Here is a 25,682-nt window from a genome sequence, read left to right on the forward strand (position 1 = left end):
TGGACATGACATTCTCAGACATGCTCAACATCGGCCTGATGCAAGGTTTTGCAGGCCTGAGTCTTTTTTCGGTGCTGCTGTTGATGGGCCTGGGCCTGGCCATCATCTTCGGGCAGATGGGCGTGATCAACATGGCGCATGGCGAGTTCATGACCATTGGCGCCTACACCGTCTACATGGGCTCGACGCTGACTGAAAAGTACGCCCCCGGCTTCATTCAGATGTATTTCCCGGTGGCTATTGTGGCGGCCTTCCTGCTCGCCTTTGCAGCGGGCTGGCTGACGGAGTGGGCCCTGATTCGTCACCTCTACAAGCGTCCACTGGACACCTTGCTGGCTACCTGGGGCCTGAGCCTGGGCCTGCAGCAAGTGTTTCGCACCTTCATTGGCCCCAAGGAAGTCAGCCCGACCCTGCCTGACTGGTTGATGGGCTCCTGGGCTCCTCAAGAAGGCCTGGACATTCCCATCAATGGCCTGTTCGTGATGGGCCTGACCGCCCTGGTCACCGCCTTGCTTCTGCTGGCCCTGTACAAGTTCCGCTGGGGCCTGCGTGTGCGTGCCACCGTGAGCAACCGCATGATGGCTGACGCCATTGGCATCAACACCAAGCGCACAGACCGTCTCAGCTTCGCCATTGGTTGTGGCATTGCAGGCATCGCAGGTGCCGCCTTCACCACGATTGGCTCCACCGGCCCCACCAGTGGCTCGCTCTACATCGTGGACTCCTTCCTGGTCGTGACCTTCGGGGGCGCCGCCAGCCTGTTCGGCACCGTGGTCTCTGCCTTCGGCATTGCGCAAACGCAGTCCATTGCCGAGTTCTTCATGACCGGCTCGAACGCCAAGGTGCTGACCCTGTTGATGGTGGTGACGATTCTGATGATTCGCCCCCAAGGTCTGTTCGCCGCCAAGGTCCGCCGTTGACCTCAGCCCCGCCATTCAGAACTGCATACCTGGAGTTTCATCATGCAAGCGCTTTATTCGTGGGTGAGCAAACAAAAGCTTGGCAGCATCTTCCTGCTGGCCCTGCTGCTGATCGTGGTCTTCCCTCTGACCCTGGACATCTTCCGGCTCAACCTCATCGGCAAGTACCTGTCTTACGCCTTCGTTGCGTTGGGCCTGGTCATGCTGTGGGGGCATGCGGGCATCCTCAGCCTGGGCCAGGGCGTGTTCTTCGGCCTGGGCGGGTACTGCATGGCCATGTTCCTGAAGCTCGAAGCGTCTGACCCCATCAGCACGCAAATCCAGTCCACCCCAGGCATCCCTGACTTCATGGACTGGAACCAGCTGACCGCCCTGCCTTGGTGGTGGACCCCCTTCAAGAGCCTGCCCCTGGCCTTGATCGCCGTGCTGTTGGTGCCCACGCTGCTGGCCTTCATCGTGAGCTTTGCGATGTTCAAGCGCCGTGTGGGTGGGGTGTACTTCGCCATCATCACCCAGGCCGTGGCCTTGATCCTGACCGTGCTGATCATCGGCCAGCAAGGCTACACCGGTGGTGTCAACGGCATCACCGATCTGAAGACCCTGCTGGGCTGGGACATTCGCACCGACCATGCCAAGTACGTTCTGTACTACGTGTGCGTAGGCCTGCTGCTGGCCTCGGTGATGCTGTGCCGCTGGGTGCAATCTTCCAAGCTGGGCACCTTGCTGCTGGCCATGCGCGACAAGGAAGACCGCGTTCGCTTCTCTGGCTATGACGTGTCCATGTTCAAGGTGTTTGCCTTCTGTCTGGCGGCCATGCTGTCGGCCATCGGCGGTGCCATGTTCACGCTGCAGGTTGGCTTCATGTCGCCTTCCTTCGTCGGCATCGTGCCCTCTATCGAAATGGTGATCTTTGCCGCGGTGGGTGGTCGCATGAGCCTGATCGGCGCGATTTACGGTGCCCTGATCGTGAACTTCGGCAAGACCTATTTCTCGGAAAGCGCACCCGATCTGTGGCTGTTCTTGATGGCCGCCCTGTTCATCGGCGTGACCATGGCCTTCCCTGACGGTCTGGCCGGCTTGTGGGAGCAAAAGATCAAGCCCTGGTGGGCCAAGCGCCAGGCCGACCGCAAGGCCCTGATCGAGCGCGTCAAAGCGGCACATGCCGCCTACCCCGAGGCACTGCCGCCCAAGTCGGCCGGCTTGCCACCCGCCGTGAGCGGACAACAAGCCTGATCCCCCTTCAGAAACTCGATCCTTAGGAGCGCCCCATGAGTGCCAAAGAGTTTGTGCTGTACATCGAGGACCTCACCGTTTCCTTTGACGGATTCAAGGCCATCGACAAGTTGAATCTGTATGTCGACAAGAACGAACTGCGCGTGATCATCGGCCCCAACGGCGCCGGCAAGACCACCTTGCTCGATCTGATCTGCGGCAAGACCAAAGCCAGCGCGGGCAGCATCAAGTTCAAGGACGATGAGCTGACCAAGAAGTCAGAGCACGCCATCGTGCGGTCCGGCGTGGGCCGCAAGTTCCAGACGCCTTCGATCTACGAGAACCTCAGCGTGTTCCAGAACCTGGAGGTGTCCTATCCCGAAGGGCGTTCCGTGTTCGGCGCATTGGGATTCAAATGCACCGACGAGGTCAAAGCCCGCGTGCAGGTGGTGGCGGAAGAAATTGGCCTGGCCGACAAGCTGGACATGGAAGCAGGCCTGCTGTCGCACGGCCAGAAGCAATGGCTGGAAATCGGCATGTTGTTGATGCAGGAGCCCGAGCTGCTGATGCTGGACGAACCCATTGCCGGCATGAGCGCCAAGGAGCGTGAACTCACCGCTGACCTGCTCAAGCGCATCTGCAAGAACCGCTCGATGATCGTGATCGAACACGACATGGATTTCGTCAAACAGATCGCTTCCAAGGTGACCGTGATGCACCAGGGAAAGATCCTGGCCGAAGGGACGATGGACCAGGTGCAAAGCGATCCCAAAGTGATTGACGTCTACCTCGGCCACTGAAAGGAACACATCATGTTGGAAGTCAAAGACCTGTATGTGGCCTATGGCCAGAGTGAGGCCCTGCATGGCATCTCGTTCGAGGCCAACAAGAACGAGACCGTGGCCATCATGGGGCGCAATGGCATGGGCAAGACCACGCTGTTCAAAAGCCTGATGGGCGTGCTGCCAGCCAAGGGCGGCGAGATCAATGTGGCCGGCCAGAGCGTGGTCAAGGATGAAAGCTACAAGCGTGTGGCCAAAGGCATTGCCTATGTGCCCCAGGGTCGAATGATTTTCCCCACCCTGACGGTGGAAGAAAACATCCAGACCGGGCTGGAGAACGCCAAACACAAGAAGATTCCTGAGGAGATCTACTCCCTCTTCCCGGTCTTGTTCGAAATGCGCAATCGCAAGGGCGGCAACTTGTCTGGCGGGCAGCAACAGCAGTTGGCCATTGCACGCGCCCTGGTGACCAACCCCAAGGTGCTGCTGCTGGATGAACCGACTGAAGGCATCCAGCCTTCAATCATCAAAGACATCGCCAAGGCCCTCAACGAGATTCGCAAGTTGCGCGAAATCACCATCGTCGTATCCGAGCAAGTGCTGAGCTTTGCGATGGACGTGGCCGATCGTCTGTTCGTGATCGAAGGCGGTCGGCTGGTTCATGAGACCACCCGAGCCGAAACCGACGCAGACCGCATCAAGGCTTATCTGTCTGTTTAACCGCCCGTAGGAGCACATCATGGCTGACACCCTCATCAAAGTCGATCTGTCCCAATCACCGACCACCAACGAAAACGTTCACAACCGTTGGCACCCCGACATTCCGATGGCCTGCTGGGTCAACCCCGGCGACGAGTTCATTCTGGAAACCTACGACTGGACCGGCGGCTTCATCAAGAACAACGACAGCGCCGACGATGTGCGCGACATTGACCTGAGCACGGTGCACTACCTCAGCGGCCCGGTCGGCGTGAAGGGTGCCGAGCCCGGAGACCTGCTGGTGGTGGACCTGCTGGACATTGGCGCCAAGCAAGACTCGCTGTGGGGCTTCAACGGTTTTTTTAGCAAGAAGAACGGCGGCGGCTTCCTGACCGAACATTTCCCACTGGCGCAAAAATCGATTTGGGACATCCACGGCATGTTCACCAAGAGCCGCCACGTGCCCGGTGTGAGCTACGCCGGCCTGATCCACCCCGGCTTGATCGGTTGCCTGCCCGACCACAAGATGCTCGAAGCCTGGAATACCCGCGAGCAAGAGTTGATCGATTCCAACCCCGGCGTGACCGGCCTGGCGAACCCACCCTTTGCCGGTACCGCCCACATGGGCAAGCTGACGGGCGAAGCCAAAGACAAGGCCGCCGCCACCGCAGCCCGCACCGTGCCCCCACGCGAACACGGCGGCAACTGCGACATCAAAGACCTGTCGCGTGGCTCCAAGGTTTACTTCCCCGTGTATGTGGATGGCGCTGGCTTGTCGGTGGGCGACCTGCACTTCAGCCAGGGCGACGGCGAGATCACCTTCTGTGGCGCGATCGAGATGGCCGGCTGGGTGCACATGAAGGTCACCCTGATCAAGGGCGGCATGGCCAAGTACGGCATCAAGAACCCCATCTTCAAGCCCAGCCCCATCAAACCGGTCTACAACGACTACCTGATCTTCGAAGGCATCTCGGTCGACGAAAAAGGCAAGCAGCTTTACCTCGATGTGAATGTGGCCTACCGCCAGGCTTGCTTGAACGCCATCGAGTACCTCAAGAAGTTTGGCTACAGCGGTGCGCAGGCCTACTCCATCTTGGGTACGGCGCCGGTTCAGGGTCACATCAGCGGCGTGGTCGACGTGCCCAATGCCTGCGCGACCTTGTGGTTGCCCACCGAGATCTTCGACTTCGACATCAACCCGACAGCGGCCGGCCCGATCAAGATGCTGGACGGCAGCATCGACATGCCGATTTCGCCTGACGTGATCTGACCGACTGGAGCGGCCTATGCCTACCTATGACTACGCTTGCCCCCAATGCGGTGGCTTTGAAGCCTTCAGAACGCTGGCCGCTCGCAACGACCCGCTGGCCTGCCCGGACTGCGGCACAGACTCGCAACGCGTGTTTGTGACTGCACCGCGTCTGGCCTGCGTGAGCAGCGACACCCGCATCGCCATGGAAACCAATGAGCGTGCCCGCCACGCCCCCATGAATTCCAAGGAATATGGGGCCTATCAGCGCCTCAAACACCCGGCAGGGTGCGGGTGCTGCTCAACGGGCAAGAGCAAAGCCACCGTCACCGGGGCCAACGGCAACAAGATGTTCCCCAGCAAACGCCCCTGGATGATCAGTCATTGAACTCGGGCCACGGCCAGCTCAAGAGCTCGGCCAGCCGCGTCACCACCCAGCGCGCCTCGGATTCGGACACCCCGGATTCCGGCGCGCACAAGCCTTTGTGGCAACGCACCAGCACCTCTTGCTCGTCCACGCCAATTTCAACGTGGATGCTCTGGCAATGCTGCGTCAGGTGGTTGGCCAGGTCTTCGCACACCTCATAGCGATCACGCAGTTCCGCTTGGGAAATGGTGAACCGCTTGCGCGCATCCTGGTACAGCTCGATGAAGGATGGCGGGATGATGATCTGATAGTCGTCGCTCATGCAAAGGGCGTACCGCAGTGAGCGGCCAAGGCTACGTCAAAGAACGTATTGGAACCCAAGCCAGCGTGATTTCAAACTGCTCGGGTGTCCCCCCCTTCAGGAGCCCAACATGCTTCACGGCGATATTTCCAGCAGTGACGACACCGTCGGTGTCGCCGTCGTCAACTACAAGATGCCCCGCCTGCACACCAAGGCCGAGGTCTTGCAAAATGCCCACAAGATCCGACAGATGATCGAGGGCATGAAGCTGGGCCTGCCGGGCTTGGACCTGGTGATCTTTCCGGAGTACAGCACCCACGGGATCATGTACGACCGCCAGGAGATGATGGAGACGGCATCGACCATCCCCGGCGACGAGACTGAAATCTTTGCGCAGGCCTGCCGCAACGCCAAAGTCTGGGGCGTGTTCTCGCTGACGGGTGAGCGCCATGAGGAGCACCCCAAGAAGGTGCCCTACAACACCCTGATCTTGATGAACCCCGAAGGCGAGATCGTTCAGAAGTACCGCAAGATCATGCCTTGGACGCCCATTGAAGGCTGGTATCCGGGCGACAAGACCTATGTGTCTGATGGCCCGAAGGGCATGAAGATCAGCCTGATCATCTGTGATGACGGCAACTACCCCGAGATCTGGCGCGACTGTGCCATGAAGGGCGCCGAGTTGATCGTGCGCTGCCAAGGTTATATGTACCCTGCCAAAGACCAGCAGGTACTGATGGCCAAGGCCATGGCCTGGGCCAACAACAGTTATGTGGCCGTGGCCAATGCGGCCGGCTTCGATGGCGTCTACAGCTACTTCGGTCATTCAGCCATCATCGGCTTCGATGGCCGCACTTTGGGTGAGTGCGGTGAAGAAGACTATGGCATTCAGTACGCGCAGCTGAGCAAACGCCTGATTCGCGATGCCCGCAGCACGGCGCAATCGCAAAACCACCTCTACAAGCTCTTGCACCGCGGCTACACGGGCAAGATCAACTCAGGCGAAGACCCCAAGGGCGTGGCCGCTTGCCCCTATGAATTCTATGAGAAGTGGATCAAGGACCCGGCTGGCACCCAAGCCATGGTCGAAGCCCTCACCCGGCGCACACCGGGCACAGCAGAGTGCCCCATTGAAGGCATTCCCAATGACGCACGCTTGAAGTACGAATGAGCCAGACGGCGTCTCAGGCTGCAGCCAGTGCCCGGCCCTGATGGCGCCGCATGCCAAACACCTCCATGGCCTCGACAAACGACTCAGCCGTGCGTTCGATGCGGAACCGCTCGTTGAAGCAATCGCGGGCGTTCTGGCGCATGGCCTGCCACTCATGTTCGGGGGTGCTCAACCAGCGCTCCAGCAAGCGTTCAGTGCCCTCGACAGTATCCGCATCAATGAAGCCACCATTGGCCAGCTGGATCTCGCGCCAGATGTTGACCTGGTTCGAGATCAACACCGGCACGCCGCAGGCCATGGCCTCGGCCACCGCAATGCCGAAGTTTTCCTGGTGCGACGGCAGGATGAAGGCATCGGCCTGACGAAACGCGCCCCACTTCACATCGCCCCCGATCATCCCGGTCCAGGTGGTTTGATCGACCAGCCCCAGTTGCTGCGACAAGCGCTGAATGCTTGCGCCATACGCATCGTCAGCCGGCCCCGCCATCACGATTTCGACGTTGCCGGTCAGTTCAGGGCGGCGAACACGCAAGCGCGCAAAAGCTTCAAACAACAAGTCGGGGCCCTTCTTCTCATGCACACGGCCCAGGAACAGCAAGCAACGCTTGTCTTTCAGATGCGGGAACTTCTCCAGGAAGGCTTGCTTCTGTCGATCAGCTGGCTCGGGCGGTGCACTGGTGCCGTAGCTGACCACGAACTCATCGCACCGATACAGCCAGAACGACTGCCGAGCCAGTCGCCTCTCATCTTCACAAGTGAACATCACAGCGGTAGCGTCACGCAGAACACGGTATTCCGCCCACGGCCAGAACAGCCACTTCTTGATGTGCTTGAGCGGGTAAGTTCGCTTGAACCAGGGGTCCAACATGCCATGGGTGAACACGAAGTACGGCGTGCGGGTGCCCTGCAAGGCGCGCCACACCCCATAGGCGTGGTACTGCCAGATGCCGTTGACGATGACCGCATCGTAGCGATGAGCATTGGCTTTCAGCCAAGGCACCAGTCGCGGAGAGTAGGCATACGCTCCGATATAAGTGGGCCCCATGGCATGACAAGGCAAAGGAAAGTCTTTCACCCAGGGGTCGTCAGGATGATCCAGCGTCACCACTTCGACGGTGTGGCCGTGGCGCTGGTTGATCGCAGACAACTGTTTGATGCCCTCTATGGGGCCGCCCTTCTTGGGGTTGACCGACGAGATGCAGTGAAGAATACGAAACGACATATCAAGCGCCTTGTTGGCTGACCTCGCGATAGCCCCCACGCGCGTAGGCATGACGTGCGCAATCAGGGCAGACCTTGTGCTGAGGTTGAGCATTCCCGAACTCTTGCAGATAGGCCTCAACGTCCCACCAATAGCCATCGCTGGCGCCGAGTCGCTGGCACTGCGTGCAAATTGGCATGGCGCCACTGAAGGCCTCCAGCTTGCGCTTGAGCTGGTTTTGCCTGGCCTGGAAGTAGGCAATGGCCCAAACAGCCAGCAAGAAGCACATCATGCGGTTGCCCGCATTCACAAACCAGATCCACTCCTGGCTGTACTGGTGTCCGGACAGGCGATCGACCGCCATCCACACCACGGTGGCGAGCATCGCCATGCTCACGCCAGCGCGCGTCCCGAAAAAGCGGGCCGTGAGCGAGACGGGAATCACATACAGCAGGAATACCGAAACCTCGTAGCCGGTGCTGTAGTCCACACCGGCGCATCCGGCCAGGGTCAGAAAAATGAACCCCAGGCGAGCAAACAAGCGCGTCGGGTTCGGTCCGCAGGAGGTGGGCGTTGGCTTAGGCATAGCCCGAATGCTGCGCGGGCATTGTTTCGCCCTGCTGTCGCACATGATCCGTTCGGACCATGCCGCATCTCATCCCCCGCAATGCCGGGGGGTGCGGTCACCAGCGTGAGCGGTGGTCTTCCGTCACACCCACCAGCCCCGTCACCACTCTGGGGGGCGCGTCCGGGCTGGCCTTGACTTGGCCCGCAAAGGTGCCGACAGGCTGCACATAGTGGCTGGCGGCAAACCCGAGGTTACGGTCTTGCTGTCGGGCCCCCTCAGGGTGGAAGCGCAAGTCCAACAAACCATCGTCAGTCCAGACACGCCACGGTTGAAGTGGCTGTCTGGCGTCGAACTCGAAGTGGGCGGCGCCCAGGGGAATCAGCTCGCGATCCAGCCACAGCACGTTCTCGTGCTGACCGAAGTAACCATCTTGCAAATTGAAGCCGACATCAGGCCCATGGGCGCAGGCCCAGCGCCAGGCGGTGTCGCGCGCCAGCAGGCCGTTGGAACTATCCAGGCAACCCATGGCGCCGTTCAGATCAAATCGCTTGCCCGCCACAGACACCTGCCCCGTCACCGGCAGACCGGGAGACTTTTGCGTCGCGTGCGACAAGCCGCCCTCAATGGGCCCCACCGCCAGCAAAAAGGGAGGCGCTTGTGTCAGCAGCAAAGAGGCCTCCAGATCGATCCCGCCCGCCTGGACCTGAACCTGCAAGGCCTCGTCAATCTGACGGATGGCCAAGCTCGCGCCCCAGCTCCGAAAGGTGGAATGGGCTCGCAACACGGGCTCGTCCTGCACCTCGCCACTGAGCCTGGGCAAGCCGTCGGCACTCCAGTCGGCCAGCAGCCGTCGGGTTTGCCGATCAAATACATAAGCGAATGCGGTGTGACACCAACCCACGTCCACAATGGCCAAACCAATGAAGACCTGCTCCGTGGCCAGCCCCACATACTGCCAACGCTTGTGGTGCAGCCATTGCCAGATTCGCCCCTTGCCATGACGGGCAGGCAGGTCAGACCAGTCGAGTCGATCGATCAGCCCAGCATAGCGGCCATGACTGACCTGCCCCTGCTGAACCAACGAAGCAGGCGGTGCGGGTAAGGAATGACTCATGCGGCTTGTGCCTGAGGCTGGCTCAACTGCTGCCGGCGCCATTGCGCGGGAGCCATGCCCGTCCAATGCCGGAACGCCCGTGTGAACGCACTTTGCTCGGAATATCCCAACAACAGTGCCATCTCGACCAGATCGAGCGATGACTCCAGCAGGTAGTTGCGAGCCAATTGGAAGCGGGTGTCGTCAAGCAGGCTCTGGAAGGTCATGCCGTGCTCGGCCAGGCGCCGCTGCAGGCTGCGCGGACTGGTGTGATGCAAGGCAGACAACTCGGCCAGGGTCGCACGGCCTTCGCGAATCAAGGGCACCAACGAGCGCCGCCACGCCTCCACCGAAGCCGGCACGGCCGACACGCGGGCCAGAAGCTCTTGCGCCTGCCGGTCCAGGTCGGCCAACAAGGCGGGATCGGTCTTGCGCACAGGCAAGGCCAGGAACTCGGCGGCAATGACGAGACGGGTGCGAGGCTGATCGAAGCGCACCGCACAGCCGAAGAAGTCTTCGTAGCAGGTCACATCGTCTGGCCGAGGGTTAACAAACGCCACCTCGGTGATGGGCCAATACCGCCCCGTGATGTCACGCGCCAGTTGCACCAGCGAAGCAATGGCCGTTTCATCCACCAGAGCCCCCGGACGACCACGCGACACGCCCCACTCGATGCACACGCCTTTTGGCGTGATCTGCAACTGAGCCAGGTTGGCGTCGTACACGGAGGCGTGATAGCGCTCGAGCCTCAGCAGCGCATCGGCCAGCGTGTCGCAAGCCAAAGCGGCATAGCCCACAACGCCAAAGTGGCGGGGGCTGATTTTTTCCGCAATGCGCAAACCCAGCGCAGGCCGTCCATCCAGCGCCTGAACCTTGGCCAACATGGCCTGCCACACCGACATGGACACGAAATGTTCCTGGGGCGACGGTGGCAAGCCCAGCACGCGCTCGGCGTCGACGCCTTCCCCTTCCAGGAATTCGTACAGCAATTGAACGTAGGACGCGGCAACTCTCGTGACAACCATGTCGCGAATCATGCCTTTAATGCCCAGCGTTGGATATCGGGGGATCACTGAAGGCGCCACCCGTCAGTTGGCGCAATTCGTCAAGAAATCAACCGCGAGTTTGGGTTGAGATAGGCGCCATGCTGCCTATTCAACTCCCCATCGAAGTCCCCTCGGCCCTTGCGTCCATTCTGGCCGAGACGGACTGGCGTGACTGGTTTCTCATCGGTTTGACCCCGCTGTTCGTGCTCGTGGTGGCGCTGGAGTGGTGGCGATTCCGAAAAACGCGCATCTACGACTGGCGCGACTCGCTGGCCAGCATGAACCTGGGCGGAGCCTACATGCTGGTCGATGTGCTTTGGGTGGTGGCCGTCATTCTGCCCGCCATGGACTGGGTCTACGCACACCGACTCACCACCATCGAAGTCACCCCGCTGAGCTTCGTTGCGCTGTACCTCGGTGTGGAGTTTTGCTACTACTGGTTCCATCGGGCCAGCCACCGCATCCGCTGGTTCTGGGCCGCCCACGTCGTGCATCACGCCTCCGAGCACATGAACTTCACCACCGCCATGCGCCAGAGCTGGCTGTACAGCTTCGCCGGCAACTGGCTGTTCTACGTGCCCATGGCCTGGATCGGATTCGATCCCCGCTGGGTGCTGTTCGCCCTGTCTGCCAACCTCGCCTACCAGTTCTTCATTCACACCCAGTGGGTCGATCGCCTGCCTGCCTGGGTCGAAGGGGTGTTCAACACGCCATCCCACCATCGGGCCCATCACGGCCGCAATCCGCAGTACATCGACCACAACTACGGCGGCACCCTGATCGTGTTCGACCGCCTGTTTGGCACCTTCGTGGAAGAAGACGCCCCCGTGGAATACGGCATCGTTCGCCAGGTGCACAGCCACAACGTGCTGTGGCTCACCGTGCATGAATGGGTGGACATGATCCGTGACGTTCTGCAGCCTGGCCCGCTGGCAACCCGACTGAAACACATCTGGGCGCCACCAGAATGGACGCGTACCCCCGATAATTGCGCCCATGCATCCTCAAGCCCTCCTCGACCTGACCAGCACTCTGCTGCGTGAAGTCCTCAAATTCGAATTTGCCGCCGACAACGTCGTTTCCACCTTTTTCCGCCTGAATCGGAACCTGGGGTCACGCGAGCGGCACACCCTGGCCGAAACCACCTACCACGTGCTGCGCCAGCGCCTGCTGCTGCAGAACCTGGCCCAGTCTGGCAAGGGCCCCATGGAGCGACGCCTGGCCATCCTGGGCTGGCAGGGTCAGCCCAGCTTCCTGAAAGCTGCGATCACCGCCGACGAGGCCCAATGGCTGGAACACTCGCAAGCCATTGACGTGGCCACGCTGCCCGAAAAGCTGCGCCACAACATGCCCGATTGGTTGGCCAACCCACTGCGCGAGCAACTGGGCGAGGAAGAGTTCTGGGCCTTGGTCAACAGCCTGTCGGGCACCGCCCCCCTGGATTTGCGGGTCAACACCTTCAAAGCCAAGCGCGAAGCCGTGCTGGAAGCCCTCAAGGCTGCCAACATCGAAGCCATCCCCACCAACTACTCGCCCACGGGCATCCGCATCGAAGGCAAACCTGCTTTGCAGAAGCTGGACGTCTTCACGAGCGGTCAGGTTGAAGTGCAGGACGAAGGCAGCCAGTTGCTGGCCCTGTTGACCGGTGCCAAGCGCGGCGAAATGGTGGTCGACTTCTGCGCCGGCGCTGGCGGTAAAACACTGGCTCTGGGCGCCATGATGCGCAACACCGGTCGTCTCTACGCCTTTGACACCTCAGGTCACCGCCTGGATGCCATCAAGCCTCGACTGGCGCGCAGCGGCCTGTCGAACGTGTACGCCACCCAGATTGCCCACGAACGCGACGAGCGCGTCAAGCGCCTGAGCGGCAAGATCGATCGCGTGCTGGTCGATGCACCTTGCTCAGGCACAGGCACCCTGCGCCGCAACCCCGACATCAAATGGCGCCAAAGTCCCAAGGCCATTGCCGAGTTGAACGAGATGCAAGCGGCCATTCTGAAAAGCGCGGCACGCATGGTCAAACCCGGCGGGCGCCTGGTCTATGCTACCTGCAGCTTGCTGAAGTCGGAAAACGAGGCCATTGCCGAGCAATTCAGCCAGGCGCACCCTGACTTTGTTCAGGTCAACGCGGCTGAAAAGCTGGAGCAGGCGGGGGTCAGCCAGGCTGAATCGCTGGTGACCGAGGCGGGCCACCTCAGACTGTGGCCCCACCGCCATGCCACCGACGGGTTCTTCGCGGTGGCATGGGAAAAGAAGGCCTGATCAGAACAGGCTTTCCTTGATGAAGACGATGTCGTTGGCTTGCAGCTTGTCGTTCAGACCAGGCTGCAAGACCTGAACCTGACCATTCGCATCGCGACGATTCACGCGCACGCCACGTTCGGTACCACGCAGGGTCAAACCACCTGCGCTGGCCAGGGCCTGCAAGATCGACATGTCGCGCTCCAGGCGCATCGGGCCAGGGCGTTGCACTTCACCATAGATGTAGACCATCGGGGCGCGATCCACCCAGATCGCATCACCGTTTTCCAGCGGGAAATCGTCTACCGAGCCGGCAGCCGCGAACACCTGAGGGAAGTCGATTTCCTTGCGGAACGGCTTGCCATCACGCTTGCCCGACACCACCACGATGTCCGAACCCGCCACCGGAATGATGCCGCCAGCCAGAGCCAGCACTTCGCTGAGCTTGGTGGCGCCGGACTCCAAGGGGTAACGGCCTGGACGGTTGACCTGACCCAGCACCGACACCTGGTTGGCCTTGACCTGCAGCACCAGCAAAGACACCTGGGGTTGCTTGAGGAAGTTGCCATCACGCAGACCGGCAGCCAGCTTCTTTTCGGCAGCCGACACGGTCAGTCCGCCCAGCTTGACATCACCCAGCAAAGGGTAGGAGATGGAACCGCTATCGGAGATGCGGGTTTCCAGGGTCAGGTCGGGGTTCTGGTACACCGAGATACGAATGGTGTCTCCCGCCCCCAGCACGTAGTCAGCCACCGGGGCAGCATGAGCCAGACCGGTCACCAGCAAGAACACGGCGAACAGGCGTTGCAGCCATCCACGCAACCAATTCATAGATCAATCCTCTTGTGAATCATCTTGAGGCCAGCAAAATGCCGGCCAACATCGCGTCAATGTATCACCGGCATGTGAGCCCGTGATGACACATCGGCCCCCTGCATCACAGGGGGTGACGCGATCAGATGCACATTTCCCGCCAAGGTTCCCGCCTGAGCGGCATCAGGCAGGCAAAGCGTCTTCGACCTGTCGGCGCAAGTAAGCCGAGATGGCCTCCGCCGGCATCGGACGGGCGATGTGGAAACCTTGCACGTCGTCGCAGCCCAGCGCCTTCAGCATGGTCATCTGTTCCTGCGTTTCAATGCCCTCGGCCGTGGTGTCCAGCTTCAGGGCCCGAGCCAGACTGATGATGGCAGTCACCACCGCTTGCGCCCCGGCATCACGATCCAGCGACCGCACGAACATGCCGTCAATCTTGAGCTTGTCCATCGAGAATCGACGCAGGTAGGCCAACGACGAGTAACCGGTGCCAAAGTCGTCCATCGCCACCCGCACCCCACGGCTGCGCAGCGCGTCCAGCGTGGTCTGCGCCCCCGCGTCGTCTTCGATGAGGGCGGATTCGGTGATTTCCAGCTCCAGCCGCTCGGCAGGCAAGCCCGTTTCGGCCAGGATGCCGTCCACGATGTCGACCACAGCCGAGCTGCGGAACTGCACCGCTGACAGGTTCACCGCCACCCGCAAATGCGCCGGCCACCCCACCGCCGTGCGACAAGCCGTGCGCAAGACCCAGGTCCCCAAAGGCACGATCTGCCCGGTTTCTTCGGCCACCGGGATGAATTCGGCCGGGCCAATCAAGCCGCGCTCGGAATGCTGCCAGCGCACCAAGGCCTCGAACCCCTTGACCTCTCCAGTCTTGAGGTTGACCTGGGGCTGGTAATGCAGGGTGAACTGCTCGCTGGCCAAGGCTTGCCCCAACTCTTGCTGCAGTCGGGCCCGTGCCCGCGTGCTTTCGCCCATTTCCGGGCTGAAGAATCGGAAGGTGTTGCGCCCAGCCGCCTTGGCGGCATACAAGGCCAGGTCGGCGCATTGCAACAGGGCTTGCGGGTCTTGCCCGTCTTGCGGCGCCAGCGCCACCCCCACACTGGTGCTGACTTCCACCAGCACCCCATCCATCTGCACCGGCTCTGACAAGGCCGCCACCAGTCTGGCTGCCAAGGCCTGCGCCTCGTCGCGAGACATGTTCAGCAGCGACAGCAAAGCGAACTCGTCGCCACCCAACCGCGCCAACAGATCACCATCTCGCACGCACGCCTTCAAGCGCTTGGCCACCACCCTTAGCAGTTGATCGCCCACGCCGTGACCCAAGGTGTCATTGATGGTCTTGAAGTTATCCAGATCCAGGAACATCAGACAGCATGGGCTGTGCTTGCCCGCCCCCGTGGCCGACATCTGATTGAGCACCGCGCTGAAGCGATGCCGATTGGCCAAACCGGTCAGCGAGTCGAAATTCGCCATCAAGGCCAGGTCATCACGCGCCTTGCGCGCCTGGGTGATGTCGGCTCCCACGCCTCGCCAACCTGCCGCACGGCCACGTTCATCAATCAGCGGCTTGGCGGTAAGCGACCACCAGCGAATGTCCTGATTCACCAGAACCGGCAACTCGAGGTCTCGAAAGGGCTGCCCCATGCGCAGATTCGAGGTCAGGCTGCTCAGCGCTGCCTCGCCCTGGGAGTCGTTCTGCGGCACCAGGCTGTAAAGCAACTCAATGAAAGAACGCTGCATCAGCAGCGTGGCGGGCAAGCCAAAGGCCTGGGCCAGACGCGCTGAAACATGCCGCAGGTGGCCATTGGGCGCGATTTCCCACAGCCAGTCACTGGCATGCTCTTCAAAATCGCGTAGCAGCAAATCGACCAGTTGCTTTTGCCGATCCGATTCGGCCTCGGCGCGCAAACGGCTCATGAACAGGCGCGCGCTGTTGAGAACGATGCCACACATCGTCACAGCATAGATGCCCAGCAACAGCGTCAACAGCGTGTGCCCTGCGTAGCTAGACCGCACCAGGCCAACGGCGCAGGCCACGGACAGCACCCCCACATAGGCGCACGCTGCCAACAGATGGGGGCCCAACATGAAGCCCCCGCCGCAAATCATGCCCACCACCATGGTCGCCAGCATCAGCTCATCAGCAGGCGCTGCGGCAATCGGAAACAGCACGATCGGCACCACCGACCACGCCAGCGCGAACAGGCCCACATGGGCCGCGACGAGGCGGCTTGAGCGACGCGACGCCATGGCCTTGCCGGTATCGCGGATCAGCCGCCGCCAGCCAAACGACACCAGAGCCAGGCTGGCCACCACAATCAGTGCCCACGCCAACAAGCCGACTGGATGCACGTGGCCCCAGAAAATCCACAAAATGGCCAGCGTATTGACCGTGTTGCCGATCATGACGAGCGGCAACTGGCTCAAAAGAGCCTGAATCTGTCGGGCGCGGAAATGCCGCGCCAAAGGGCCATCGACTTGCTCAGATGGCGACACATCGGCCACCAACCCGGTCAAGCTCTCGGTCCAATTTTTAGCAATGTGAAACATCCTTGCTATGCATGCAGACGATCTGGACCCCATGGGATCGGCATTCGGCACGCGAACTTGACCGTCGACACCCCGACAAAGGGGCGACAAGGCAAGCCCTGGGGCGAATTGGCGTGTGCAATTCGCTTACCATGACGCCCCTGCTGAGAAAAAAAGCCGTTTATGAGTTCTGCCAAGCCCCTCTCTGACGCCGAACAGGCCCTGCGCGACGCCGCCAACGAATATCACCGCCTGCCCACCCGGGGGAAGATTTCCGTCACGCCCACCAAGCCGCTGTCCAACCAGCGCGACCTGGCTCTGGCCTACTCACCCGGCGTGGCCTACCCCTGCCTGGCCATTGAGCAGGACCCTGGCAAGGCGTTTGACTACACCTCGCGCGGCAACCTGGTCGCCGTGATCACCAACGGCACTGCCGTGCTGGGCTTGGGCGACATCGGCCCCCTGGCCTCCAAGCCGGTCATGGAAGGCAAGGGCTGCCTGTTCAAGAAGTTTGCCGGCGTCGACGTGTTCGACATCGAACTGGCTGAACGCGACCCCGACAAGCTCATCGAGATCATCGCTGCGCTGGAGCCCACGCTCGGCGGCATCAACCTCGAAGACATCAAAGCGCCCGAGTGCTTCTACATTGAGAAGGAACTCAGCGCTCGCATGAACATCCCCGTCTTCCATGACGACCAGCACGGCACGGCCATCATCTCCAGCGCCGCCTTGCTCAACGGCCTGGAACTGGTTGGCAAGGACATCGGCAAGGTCAAAGTGGCGGTCTCCGGCGCCGGCGCGGCCGCCATCGCCTGTCTGGACGTGATGGTGGGCCTGGGGGTCAAGCGCGAAAACATTTTCGTGTGCGACTCCAAGGGCGTGATCCACCACGAACGTACCGACAAGCTCGACGCCTCCAAGCAGCGCTACCAACAAACCACGACGGCCCGCACCCTGGCTGACGCGGTCAACGGGGCCGACGTGTTCCTGGGCTGTTCTGCCGCTGGTGTGCTGACCGCCGACATGGTTAAAACCATGGCCGACAAGCCGCTGATTCTGGCGCTGGCCAACCCGGAACCCGAAATCCGTCCCGAGGTGGCCAAGGCCGCCCGCCCGGACTGCATCATCGCCACCGGCCGCTCCGACTACCCGAACCAGGTCAACAACGTCCTGTGCTTCCCTTACATCTTCCGTGGCGCGCTCGACTGTGGCGCCACCAAGATCACCGAAGCCATGAAACTGGCCTGCGTGCGGCAGATCGCTGACCTGGCCAAGGCTGAAATCTCCGACGAAGTCGCTGCCGCCTACCCCGGCCGCGAACTGCGCTTCGGCCCTGACTACCTGATCCCCACCCCGTTTGACTCGCGCCTGATTCTGCGCATTGCCCCAGCCGTGGCCGAAGCCGCCGCCGCCTCTGGCGTGGCCGCTCGCCCGATTGCCGACCTGAAGGCCTACCGTGACTCGCTGACCCAGTTCGTCACGAACACCGGCTTGTTCATGCGTCCGCTGTTCCTGGGTGCCAAGGCCGCGCCCAAGCGCGTTGCCTATGCCGAAGGTGAAGACGAACGCGTGCTGCGTGCCGCCCAGATCGCCGTGGACGAGGGCATTGCCAAACCCATCCTGGTGGGCCGCCCCGACGTCATCACCAGCCGCATCGAGCGCGCTGGCTTGCGACTGCAACCCGGCGTGAACTGCGAAATCGTCAACCCCGCCAACGACGCCCGCTTCAAGCAGTACTACGAGGCCTATCACAAGCTCAAGGCCCGCGACGGCATCTCGCCTGAACTGGCCAAGGTCGTGGTGCGCCGCTCCAACTCGCTCATCGCCACCCTGCTGGTCAAGATGGGTGACGCCGACGGCATGATCTGCGGCGTCATCGGTCGCTACGACTTCCACCTCGAGCACGTGCGTGACGTGATCGGCGTGCGCCCCGAAGCCCACGGTCTGGCCGCCCTGAACGCCCTGATTCTGGACAACCACAACCTGTTCATTGCCGACACCTTCGTCAACGAAGACCCCACGGCAGAACAACTGGCCGACATCGCCGTGCTGGCGGTCGAAGAAGTCCAGCGCTTTGGTCTGCCTCCGCGCGTGGCCTTCCTATCGCACTCGATGTTCGGCTCCAGCAACCGCCCATCGGCACGCAAGATGCGCCAGGCTCGCGACATCTTCGTCAAGCGCATGCCCCACATCCCAGCCGACGGCGAAATGCAAGGTGATGCGGCCCTGAGTGAATCGGTGCGAACCAAGCTGCTGCCGGACTCGACCCTGCAAGGCACGGCCAACATCCTGATCTGCCCGAACCTCGATGCCGCCAACATCCTCTTCAACGTGCTGAAGATGACGGGTGGTCAAGGCGTGACCGTGGGCCCGATCTTGCTCGGTGCCGCAGCTCCTGCGCACATCCTCACGCCTTCTGCCACCGTGCGCCGAATCGTGAACATGACGGCCGTCGCCGTGGCACACGGTGCAGCCTGACGTCAATCCACCGCTCACCCACTCCCAAGCCCCTGCTCTCAGGGGCTTTTTTCATGGCCAAACGCACCCGCTGAAATCCCACAAGACCCCGTCGCTCGACCAAATCACACAATTAGTTACCTACAACACACCAGACTTACAAACACCCCTCCTAACCCCTGATTCACAGGGGCAACCCTCCCCCCGCAACGAGGGAGTCAGGCGCAACCTAAGAACAAACCCGGTTCCTATACTGTGACGAGGTTGGCACCCTGCATAGCGTTTTCCATCCAACGTAGATGAAACAGGCGTGCAGTTCAGAGATGTCGGGCTGACCTGCAAGACCATAAAGCGCAGAGGACCGTGGCATGCCCGCATTACCCGTAACCCACAAGGACCAGGCTTGGCAGTACTGGCAAGCCGGACTCATTTCCGCTGCCAATGTTGGCATCGGGGTGAATGGCGGGAGTGGCTTCCCCATTCTGGCCAATCTGGCTGTCCGAAAGGGCTACAACGCCATCCGTATCCAGCTCAACCATGACGATTCATGGGGGCTGTCCAGCGAAGACCTGTTCACCATCGCCACCCAGGGGTGGGACACCACGGCCTTGTCAACCGCCAGCCGTCCTGCCGGCGGCGCTCCCCGCACCATTCAGGACATCGCACAGCAACTCGACCGCATCCTGGCACTGGCGGCTCAGTTGCGAATCGGCGTCATCCTGACCGTCAGCGACTTTCATCAAGAAGCTGGCGGGTCGCTCTGGCAACAAGCCGCGCAGCAAGACGCCCTGGTCGGCTTCTGGCAAGCCACCGCGCGACGTTGGTCCGATGCATCTCACCCGGAAATCATTGGCTACGACCTGCTCAGCCGCCCCTGCCCTGATCCTTCGCTGTCGTTTGCCGAACTCAACGCCCTCCCCCCCCAACAACCCACCCTCCACAATTGGCGCGCCTTGGCTCAGCGTTGCCTGATCGCCATTCGCCAGCGCGACCTCCACACCCCCATCTTGGTCCAGGGGGTGTACGGTGGGGCTGCGCGTGGGCTGGATGTCTTCCGCAATCTCGACAATCCCGCTGACCGCTCCTTGCTGATCTCCGACCCGGCGGGACGCGTCGTCTACGGCTTCAACCTGTATGCGCCAAAACCTTTCACGGAACAAGGTGCCACGCCGTCATGCTATGAAGCCATCGGGACCCTCTATGGCGATGCGGCCTACACCCACTGGCGCAACTGGGACCACTACAACGCCAGTGCCGCAAACAACCGGGCACCGGTCAATCTCAGCCAGGACTTCAACAGCTACCTGAGTCTGATCAGCCATTACCGCAACGACGCGTTCTATCAGAACCAGGGTCGCAGCAATCCTCAGCCCGACTTTCACAAACAGTTCGGCGTCCCTGGCTTTGTCGCCGAATTCGGGGCCATCAATCCCCGGCTGACGCGCTCCTCCGATGTCAGCGCAGACAGCCCCCACCGGACGATCACAGGGCTGACCATCGAGTCACGCCAAGTCACGGTGACCCTGGGGCTGCTCGACGGCCAAGGCTTTCGCATTGACTGCGGGGCTGCGGCCCGCAATTGGCCGTTCAGCCACACGGTGCTTGCGCAAATTTCAGAAACCGGCACACCTCTGGACGGACAAACCTATACCGTCCAGCTCACTGCAGGCCAAAGGTCATTCACGTTCACATCCTCCGCTGCGCTACCGAATCTGGCCCTGGGAGGCTCTCAGCAGTCTCGCGTCGGAACCCTGACCCTGGCCTTGCTGCCGAACAAGCAAGGGCCACATGACCTCGCGCGCCAGCGCTACGCGCGTGACGTGCTGCGCATGTGCCGCCAACTGGGGCTGTCCTGGGCCTGGCAGTTCGAGGACAGCGACACGGCGGCGGAATTCAACGGCTGGCGCGCCTCGTCGTCAGTGAACGCCGCACTGACCTCGGCGGCCAATGGCCTGACCTTGAACTGACCGAAGGGATAACATGGACTCGATTCGACGTCAGTTGATTCTCAGCGTGCCCGCCGCTGCCGTGGCAGGCCTGACCGGATGCGGTGGCGCCGACAGCGCCGACGGGGCTCGCGCCAGTGCCCAAGCCGTCGGCAGCGGCAATGCGCAGGCCCAAAACGCCTCACCCAGCGGCGACGGCATCATCATCCGACATCGCACCAGCAGCAACTTCCCCCTCATTGACGGCCTATTCGAACTCCAGCCCACGCCGGGCCTGATTCAAGGTGTCGTCAACCTGGGCACCCCAGGCGGCAGAGGGCCTGTTCTGGCGATCCAGATCAGTTCGAGCCGACAGCTGAACGATGAAACCCTGATCGTCTCGCTCAATCTTTCGGTCAAGCTCAATACGACCTCAGGCGCCGCCTCCACCTACGTGCTTGGACCGGGCGGGGCGCAGGCCAGCGACTGTTTGCTCACCTGTCGGCGGTTGATGCCGGATGGTTCGGTGGCGACTCATGCCCACCGGATCAACGACGGGGCACTCACCATCCTCCGCCCGAACGACAACACGATTCAACTCAGCGTCCGGGATCTGATTGCGATCCCAGCCCCCGGCTTCAACAACTTGGCACAAGGCAGTGTCACTTTAAGCAGCAACAACTACGTCACCCTGATGGGACGGCAAGAAGACACAGGAAGCGCCCTCACCTGAACCGGGGCGTCCATTCAAGGCGGTCATTCGGAACTTTTTTCTCTTTAGCACTCTAAGCCAGAGAGTGCTAGTATTGATCTAGTAGACGAACCCGAAAGGATTCCGACGATGACAGCCATTTCTGCCTTGACCGTCCGTGACCCCTGGAACGTGGTGCCCTCCCTGGGCAACCTCGATGCCTATGTGCGCGCGGTGCAAGACATCCCCATGCTGGAAGCCGACGAGGAGAAGGCCCTGGCACGTCGACTGCGCGATCAACAAGATCTCCAGGCGGCCGGGAAGCTGGTTCTGTCGCACCTGCGCCTGGTGGTGTCCATTTCTCGTCAGTATGTGGGCTACGGCCTGCCCCAAGGCGACCTGATCCAGGAAGGCAACGTCGGCTTGATGAAAGCCGTCAAGCGCTTCGACCCAGACCAAGGCGTCCGCCTGGTCAGCTACGCCATGCACTGGATCAAGGCCGAAATCCACGAATACATCCTGCGCAACTGGCGCATGGTCAAGGTGGCCACGACCAAGGCCCAGCGCAAGCTGTTTTTCAATCTGCGTTCGCTGAAGCATCAGTTCAAAGCTGATGCCGACGACGCCCACATCGGGCGCTCCGCCTTCAGCGAATCGGAAATCCAGCGTGTGGCTCAGGAACTCGATGTCCGCCCTGAAGACGTCATCGAAATGGAAACGCGTCTCGCTGGCGGCGACGTGGCCCTCGACGCCCCCAGCGACGACGACCACGAAGGCGCCATGGCACCCGTCACTTACCTGGCTGACGACCGCCACGAGCCCACTCGCGTGATCGAATCGCACCACCGCGACTGGCTGGCCACTGACGGCATCACCCAAGCGCTGGCCCAACTTGATGCGCGCAGCCGCCGCATCGTGGAAGAACGCTGGTTGAAGGTCAATGACGACGGTTCTGGCGGCATGACCCTGCACGAACTCGCTGCCGAATACGGCGTGAGTGCCGAACGCGTGCGGCAGATCGAAGTGGCAGCGATGAAGAAAATGCGCAAGGCCCTGACCGAGCCTAGCGAAGCCTGATCTCAGGCGACAGGCAGCCAGCCACGCGCCTTCAACTCGCCTTCGCACTGAAGCGCATTCTCAAAGCGAACAGCTCGCCACCCCAGGGTGCGGGCTGTTTCCACATTGCGCGGATGATCGTCAATGAACACCGTGCGAGAGACGTCCAGATTCAGCAAGCCCGCGGCGGTCTGAAAGATGTCCGCATTGGGCTTGACCTGGTGCACATCACATGAAAACACCCCGCCTTGGAACCGCTGCAGGAAGGGATGAGCCGCACGTAGATAAGCCGCATAGGGCCGAGGCATGTTCGACAAATAAAACAAGGGCACCCCAGCCTGGGCCAAGCGCTCCAGCCATTCCACAGTCGGCAAGACCGGCGCGAGATGCCGGGGAATGGCTTCCATGACCTGCTTCAACTCGTCGATCGGCAGGCCAGTACGTGTCGCGATGCGCTCACGCACCTCATCCGCACTCAGCATGCCACGATCAAACTCTGACCAGTCCGACCCCGGCACAAAAGACTGAAAAACGGTCTGGGCCCAGTCTTGCGCATCGGCGTCGCTGCGCACCCGATGCGGCAGCAACGACCGCAACAGGACCGGCGGCTGCCAATTGAACAGCACGCCGCCAAAGTCGAACACCACGGCCTGGGTCATGCCAGAGTCAGCGCAAACGGGTGAGCATGGCCGCGGTGGCACCGTCCAATCCGGCAGTCTGACCGGATTGCATGCGTGCCAGGATGTCCTTGCACAGCACTTTGCCCAACTCGACTCCCCATTGGTCAAACGAATTGATGCCCCACAAGGCGCCGGTCACAAAGGTGCGGTGCTCGTACAGTGCGATCAATGCCCCCAGAGAGCGTGGGCTCAATTCATCGAGCAACAAAGTCAGGCTGGGGCGGTTGCCCGGGAACGTCCGTTGTCGAGCCAGCTCGTCCGCGGGCATGGATGCGCAGGCTGTGGGTGGGCGCGGCTCACTTTGCGCGCTTTCAGAGGTCTTCCCCCACATCAAGGCCTGAGCCTGGGCCACTCCATTGGCCAATAGCGTGTCGTGCTGACGATCGAGCATCTGACGAAGCGCGGGCGACAACGCCGGCTCGGTCGGATAGGTCGGGCGCCGAATCAAGATGAAGTCCACGGGGATCACATCGGTGCCTTGGTGCAGCATCTGGAAGAACGCATGCTGCCCATTGGTGCCGGGCTCGCCCCACACCACTTCGGAGGTAGAAAAACCCAGCTCACCACCATGCGCGTCGACACCCTTGCCATTGCTCTCCATGACCAGTTGCTGCAAGTAGGTCGGCAGCCGACGCAGCCCATGGTGATAAGGCGCCACGCAGCGGCTGCCGTACCCGTGGAAGTTCCGGTACCAGACGTCGAGCAGACCCAGGCACATCGGCAAGTTCTGCTCCAGAGGCGCTTGGGCGAAGTGCTGATCCATGGCGTGAGCGCCTGCCAGCAAAGCCCTGAACTGTTCACCGCCCAGCGCCAGCGCAATGGGCAAGCCAATGGAAGACCACAGCGAGAAACGCCCGCCCACCCAGTCCCAGAAATCGAACGTGGTGGTCACGCCAAACTCTGCGGCAGCCTTCACGTTAGTGGTGGTCGCCACGAAGTGTCGGGCAATGTCTTGCCCCCCCTGCTCCACGAACCACCGCCGAGCCAACTCAGCATTGGCCATGGTTTCAACGGTCGTGAAGGTCTTGGATGCAACCACAAAAAGCGTGTGGCGCACATCGACCCGCCGCAGCACTTCCATCAGGTCATGCCCATCCACGTTCGAGACAAAATGGAATCGCAAACCAGGGTGGGCATAGGTATCCAATGCCGCCACAACCATCTGCGGCCCCAGGTCTGAGCCACCGATGCCGATATTGACCACATCGTGAATATCGCCCAACTGCGAACCACCCGCGGTGGCTCGTATGCCATCCGCGTATGCCAGCATGCGATCCAGCACGGCGTGAATGTCTTCACTGAAAGGCGCAGCACCTCGGGGGGCTCGCAAGGCGGTATGCAAGGCCGCACGCCCCTCGCTGAGGTTGACGACATCACCGCGCAGCATCGCATCCCGCTGTGCAGGCAGAGCACACTCGCGCGCCAGATCAAACAGGTGGCGAGCGGTCGCGACGTCCCACTTGCAACGGGAGAGGTCACCCAGAACCTCTGGCGCTCGGATGGTCAGTCGCTCTACCCGCTGGGGATCGGCCGCAAACAAGGTCCTCAAATCAAGATCACGGCCATGCGCCTGCCAATGGCCTTGCAAGGCCGCCCAGGCGACGGCCTGATCACAACGCAAATGTCCCATGCCGGTATCCGATCAGCGCAGCGCCTCGATCATGGCATCGAGCTTGACGGCATCCGCAGCAAACAGGCGAATGCCCTCAGCCAGTTTTTCGGTGGCCATCGCATCTTCATTCAGGGCATAACGGAAAGCCGCCTCGCTCAGGGGGGCAGGTGCCGGCTGCTGCGTGGCGGGTGCAGTCAAATGCCGCACAACGGGTTGAGCGTCCCCGTCAACCGCCTGCAACTGTGCAAGCAGGTCGGGGCTGATGGTCAGCAGATCGCAGCCGGCCAGGGCCAGAATCTGGCCCACATTGCGGAAGCTCGCACCCATCACCTCCGTGAGGATGCCATGCTGCTTGTAATACTGGTAGATGCGGGTCACTGACTGCACACCAGGATCGTTGACTCCCGCGCGCGCAGCCTCATCCCAGGCCGAACCTGCGGACTTCTTGTGCCAGTCATAAATGCGCCCCACAAACGGCGAAATCAATTGCACGCCTGCATCGCCACAAGCCTGAGCCTGAACAAACGCAAACAGCAGGGTCAAGTTGCAATGAATGCCCTCTTGCTCCAGCACGCGCGCAGCCTGAATGCCTTCCCAAGTGGCGGCAATCTTGATCAGGACTCGGTCGCGCGAGACGCCCGCGGCTTCGTACAGCGACATGATGCGTCGGGCACGTGCCACGGTGGCCTCTGTATCGAAGCTCAAGCGGGCATCCACCTCGGTAGAGACACGACCGGGCACCACCTTGAGGATTTCCAACCCAAATCGGACCAGCACCTGATCGACGATCGAATCCAGTGCCGCAGCGCGATGCGCCGCCACGGTTTCAGCCAACAGCGGCGCGTAGTCGGGCTTCTGAACAGCCTTCAGGATCAAAGACGGATTCGTCGTGGCATCTTGCGGCTTGAACTGCGCGAGTTGCTTGAAATCACCGGTGTCGGCCACGACGGTGGTGAATGCCTTGAGCTGATCGAGTTGGGTACCCATGTCTTCGTGTATTTATTGGCGACCACAAATATTGGTTCTTTGACGTATTTTCCATCCATTTTCATGACAAACCGTCGAG

Annotated in this window: 23 protein-coding genes; 13 read left to right on the plus strand and 10 right to left on the minus strand. The window is 61.4% G+C overall.

Annotation, left to right across the window (positions count from 1 at the left end):
- Positions 1 to 5: 5 nt before the first annotated feature.
- Genes urtB through VFW72_RS14340 form a run of 6 tightly spaced genes read left to right on the plus strand, consistent with a single transcriptional unit; the run spans position 6 to position 5,250 of the window.
- The gene (urtB, locus tag VFW72_RS14315; protein WP_329675019.1) at positions 6 to 920 is read left to right on the plus strand and encodes an urea ABC transporter permease subunit UrtB; all 915 of its coding nucleotides are present in this window, start codon (positions 6 to 8) and stop codon (positions 918 to 920) included.
- Positions 921 to 962: 42 nt separating this feature from the next.
- Positions 963 to 2,153: an urea ABC transporter permease subunit UrtC gene (gene urtC, locus VFW72_RS14320; protein ID WP_329674969.1), complete on the plus strand. Its 1,191-nt coding sequence runs from the start codon at positions 963 to 965 to the stop codon at positions 2,151 to 2,153.
- 35 nt (positions 2,154 to 2,188) lie between these two features.
- Positions 2,189 to 2,932, plus strand: a complete 744-nt coding sequence (gene urtD / locus VFW72_RS14325) for an urea ABC transporter ATP-binding protein UrtD (protein ID WP_329674970.1) — start codon at positions 2,189 to 2,191, stop codon at positions 2,930 to 2,932.
- Between the two features lie 12 nt (positions 2,933 to 2,944).
- The gene (gene urtE / locus VFW72_RS14330) at positions 2,945 to 3,634 is read left to right on the plus strand and encodes an urea ABC transporter ATP-binding subunit UrtE (protein WP_329674971.1); all 690 of its coding nucleotides are present in this window, start codon (positions 2,945 to 2,947) and stop codon (positions 3,632 to 3,634) included.
- A gap of 19 nt (positions 3,635 to 3,653) precedes the next feature.
- Positions 3,654 to 4,883, plus strand: a complete 1,230-nt coding sequence (fmdA, locus tag VFW72_RS14335) for a formamidase (protein ID WP_329674972.1) — start codon at positions 3,654 to 3,656, stop codon at positions 4,881 to 4,883.
- A 16-nt stretch (positions 4,884 to 4,899) separates the two neighbouring features.
- Positions 4,900 to 5,250 carry a zinc ribbon domain-containing protein gene (locus VFW72_RS14340; protein ID WP_329674973.1) on the plus strand — a complete coding sequence of 117 codons (351 nt, stop codon included), beginning with the start codon at positions 4,900 to 4,902 and terminating at the stop codon, positions 5,248 to 5,250.
- Here VFW72_RS14340 and VFW72_RS14345 read toward each other — a convergent pair.
- Positions 5,240 to 5,551: a hypothetical protein gene (locus tag VFW72_RS14345; RefSeq protein WP_329674974.1), complete on the minus strand. Its 312-nt coding sequence runs from the start codon at positions 5,549 to 5,551 to the stop codon at positions 5,240 to 5,242. The two genes, VFW72_RS14340 and VFW72_RS14345, sit on opposite strands and share 11 nt — an antisense overlap.
- 109 nt (positions 5,552 to 5,660) lie before the next feature.
- On the opposite strand from VFW72_RS14345, the gene VFW72_RS14350 reads away from it, so the two are divergent.
- On the plus strand, positions 5,661 to 6,701 hold the full coding sequence (locus VFW72_RS14350) for an aliphatic amidase (RefSeq protein ID WP_329674975.1): 1,041 nt from the start codon (positions 5,661 to 5,663) through the stop codon (positions 6,699 to 6,701).
- Positions 6,702 to 6,714: 13 nt separating this feature from the next.
- On the opposite strand, the gene VFW72_RS14355 is transcribed toward VFW72_RS14350, so the two are convergent.
- The 4 genes from VFW72_RS14355 to VFW72_RS14370 form a co-directional block, all read right to left on the minus strand.
- Positions 6,715 to 7,923, minus strand: coding sequence for a glycosyltransferase (locus VFW72_RS14355; RefSeq protein WP_329674976.1), 1,209 nt, complete (start codon positions 7,921 to 7,923; stop codon positions 6,715 to 6,717).
- Between the two features lies 1 nt (position 7,924).
- Positions 7,925 to 8,488, minus strand: coding sequence for a hypothetical protein (locus VFW72_RS14360; protein WP_329674977.1), 564 nt, complete (start codon positions 8,486 to 8,488; stop codon positions 7,925 to 7,927).
- 97 nt (positions 8,489 to 8,585) lie between these two features.
- Positions 8,586 to 9,584: a DUF2804 domain-containing protein gene (locus VFW72_RS14365; protein ID WP_329674978.1), complete on the minus strand. Its 999-nt coding sequence runs from the start codon at positions 9,582 to 9,584 to the stop codon at positions 8,586 to 8,588.
- Positions 9,581 to 10,588 carry an AraC family transcriptional regulator gene (locus VFW72_RS14370; RefSeq protein ID WP_329674979.1) on the minus strand — a complete coding sequence of 336 codons (1,008 nt, stop codon included), beginning with the start codon at positions 10,586 to 10,588 and terminating at the stop codon, positions 9,581 to 9,583. Before VFW72_RS14370 ends, VFW72_RS14365 begins: the two co-directional genes overlap by 4 nt.
- Before the next feature lie 119 nt (positions 10,589 to 10,707).
- Here VFW72_RS14370 and VFW72_RS14375 point away from each other — a divergent pair, with 119 nt between their 5' ends.
- Together VFW72_RS14375 and VFW72_RS14380 are read left to right on the plus strand one after the other, a co-directional pair.
- Positions 10,708 to 11,652: a sterol desaturase family protein gene (locus tag VFW72_RS14375; protein ID WP_329674980.1), complete on the plus strand. Its 945-nt coding sequence runs from the start codon at positions 10,708 to 10,710 to the stop codon at positions 11,650 to 11,652.
- Complete coding sequence (locus VFW72_RS14380) at positions 11,606 to 12,871, plus strand: RsmB/NOP family class I SAM-dependent RNA methyltransferase (protein WP_329674981.1); 1,266 nt, start codon at positions 11,606 to 11,608, stop codon at positions 12,869 to 12,871. The genes VFW72_RS14375 and VFW72_RS14380 overlap by 47 nt, the downstream gene beginning before the upstream one ends.
- On the opposite strand, the gene epsE is transcribed toward VFW72_RS14380, so the two are convergent.
- Entirely contained in the window at positions 12,872 to 13,681 is an 810-nt protein-coding gene (gene epsE / locus VFW72_RS14385; protein ID WP_329674982.1) for a polysaccharide export protein EpsE, read from the minus strand.
- Positions 13,682 to 13,846: 165 nt separating this feature from the next.
- Positions 13,847 to 16,216, minus strand: a complete 2,370-nt coding sequence (locus VFW72_RS14390) for a putative bifunctional diguanylate cyclase/phosphodiesterase (RefSeq protein ID WP_329674983.1) — start codon at positions 16,214 to 16,216, stop codon at positions 13,847 to 13,849.
- 162 nt (positions 16,217 to 16,378) lie between these two features.
- Here VFW72_RS14390 and VFW72_RS14395 point away from each other — a divergent pair, with 162 nt between their 5' ends.
- The 4 genes from VFW72_RS14395 (at position 16,379) to rpoH (ending at position 22,345) form a co-directional block, all read left to right on the plus strand.
- Positions 16,379 to 18,673 (plus strand): NADP-dependent malic enzyme, encoded by a 2,295-nt coding sequence (locus VFW72_RS14395; RefSeq protein ID WP_329674984.1) that lies wholly within the window; start codon positions 16,379 to 16,381, stop codon positions 18,671 to 18,673.
- 347 nt (positions 18,674 to 19,020) lie between these two features.
- Positions 19,021 to 20,619 carry a glycoside hydrolase family 5 protein gene (locus VFW72_RS14400; RefSeq protein WP_329674985.1) on the plus strand — a complete coding sequence of 533 codons (1,599 nt, stop codon included), beginning with the start codon at positions 19,021 to 19,023 and terminating at the stop codon, positions 20,617 to 20,619.
- Positions 20,620 to 20,632: 13 nt separating this feature from the next.
- Positions 20,633 to 21,310, plus strand: a complete 678-nt coding sequence (locus VFW72_RS14405) for a hypothetical protein (protein ID WP_329674986.1) — start codon at positions 20,633 to 20,635, stop codon at positions 21,308 to 21,310.
- Between the two features lie 108 nt (positions 21,311 to 21,418).
- Positions 21,419 to 22,345, plus strand: coding sequence for an RNA polymerase sigma factor RpoH (gene rpoH / locus VFW72_RS14410; RefSeq protein ID WP_329674987.1), 927 nt, complete (start codon positions 21,419 to 21,421; stop codon positions 22,343 to 22,345).
- A gap of 2 nt (positions 22,346 to 22,347) precedes the next feature.
- Here the strand turns inward: rpoH and VFW72_RS14415 are convergent, their stop codons facing one another.
- Genes VFW72_RS14415 through tal form a run of 3 tightly spaced genes read right to left on the minus strand, consistent with a single transcriptional unit; the run spans position 22,348 to position 25,603 of the window.
- Complete coding sequence (locus VFW72_RS14415) at positions 22,348 to 22,983, minus strand: HAD family phosphatase (RefSeq protein WP_329674988.1); 636 nt, start codon at positions 22,981 to 22,983, stop codon at positions 22,348 to 22,350.
- A 7-nt stretch (positions 22,984 to 22,990) separates the two neighbouring features.
- Positions 22,991 to 24,634, minus strand: coding sequence for a glucose-6-phosphate isomerase (gene pgi / locus VFW72_RS14420; protein ID WP_329674989.1), 1,644 nt, complete (start codon positions 24,632 to 24,634; stop codon positions 22,991 to 22,993).
- Positions 24,635 to 24,646: 12 nt separating this feature from the next.
- Positions 24,647 to 25,603 (minus strand): transaldolase, encoded by a 957-nt coding sequence (gene tal / locus VFW72_RS14425; protein WP_329674990.1) that lies wholly within the window; start codon positions 25,601 to 25,603, stop codon positions 24,647 to 24,649.
- Between the last annotated feature and the right edge of the window lie 79 nt (positions 25,604 to 25,682).

This window comes from Aquabacterium sp. (assembly GCF_036273115.1).
In the GTDB taxonomy this organism is placed as follows: Bacteria; Pseudomonadota; Gammaproteobacteria; order Burkholderiales; family Burkholderiaceae_C; genus Aquabacterium.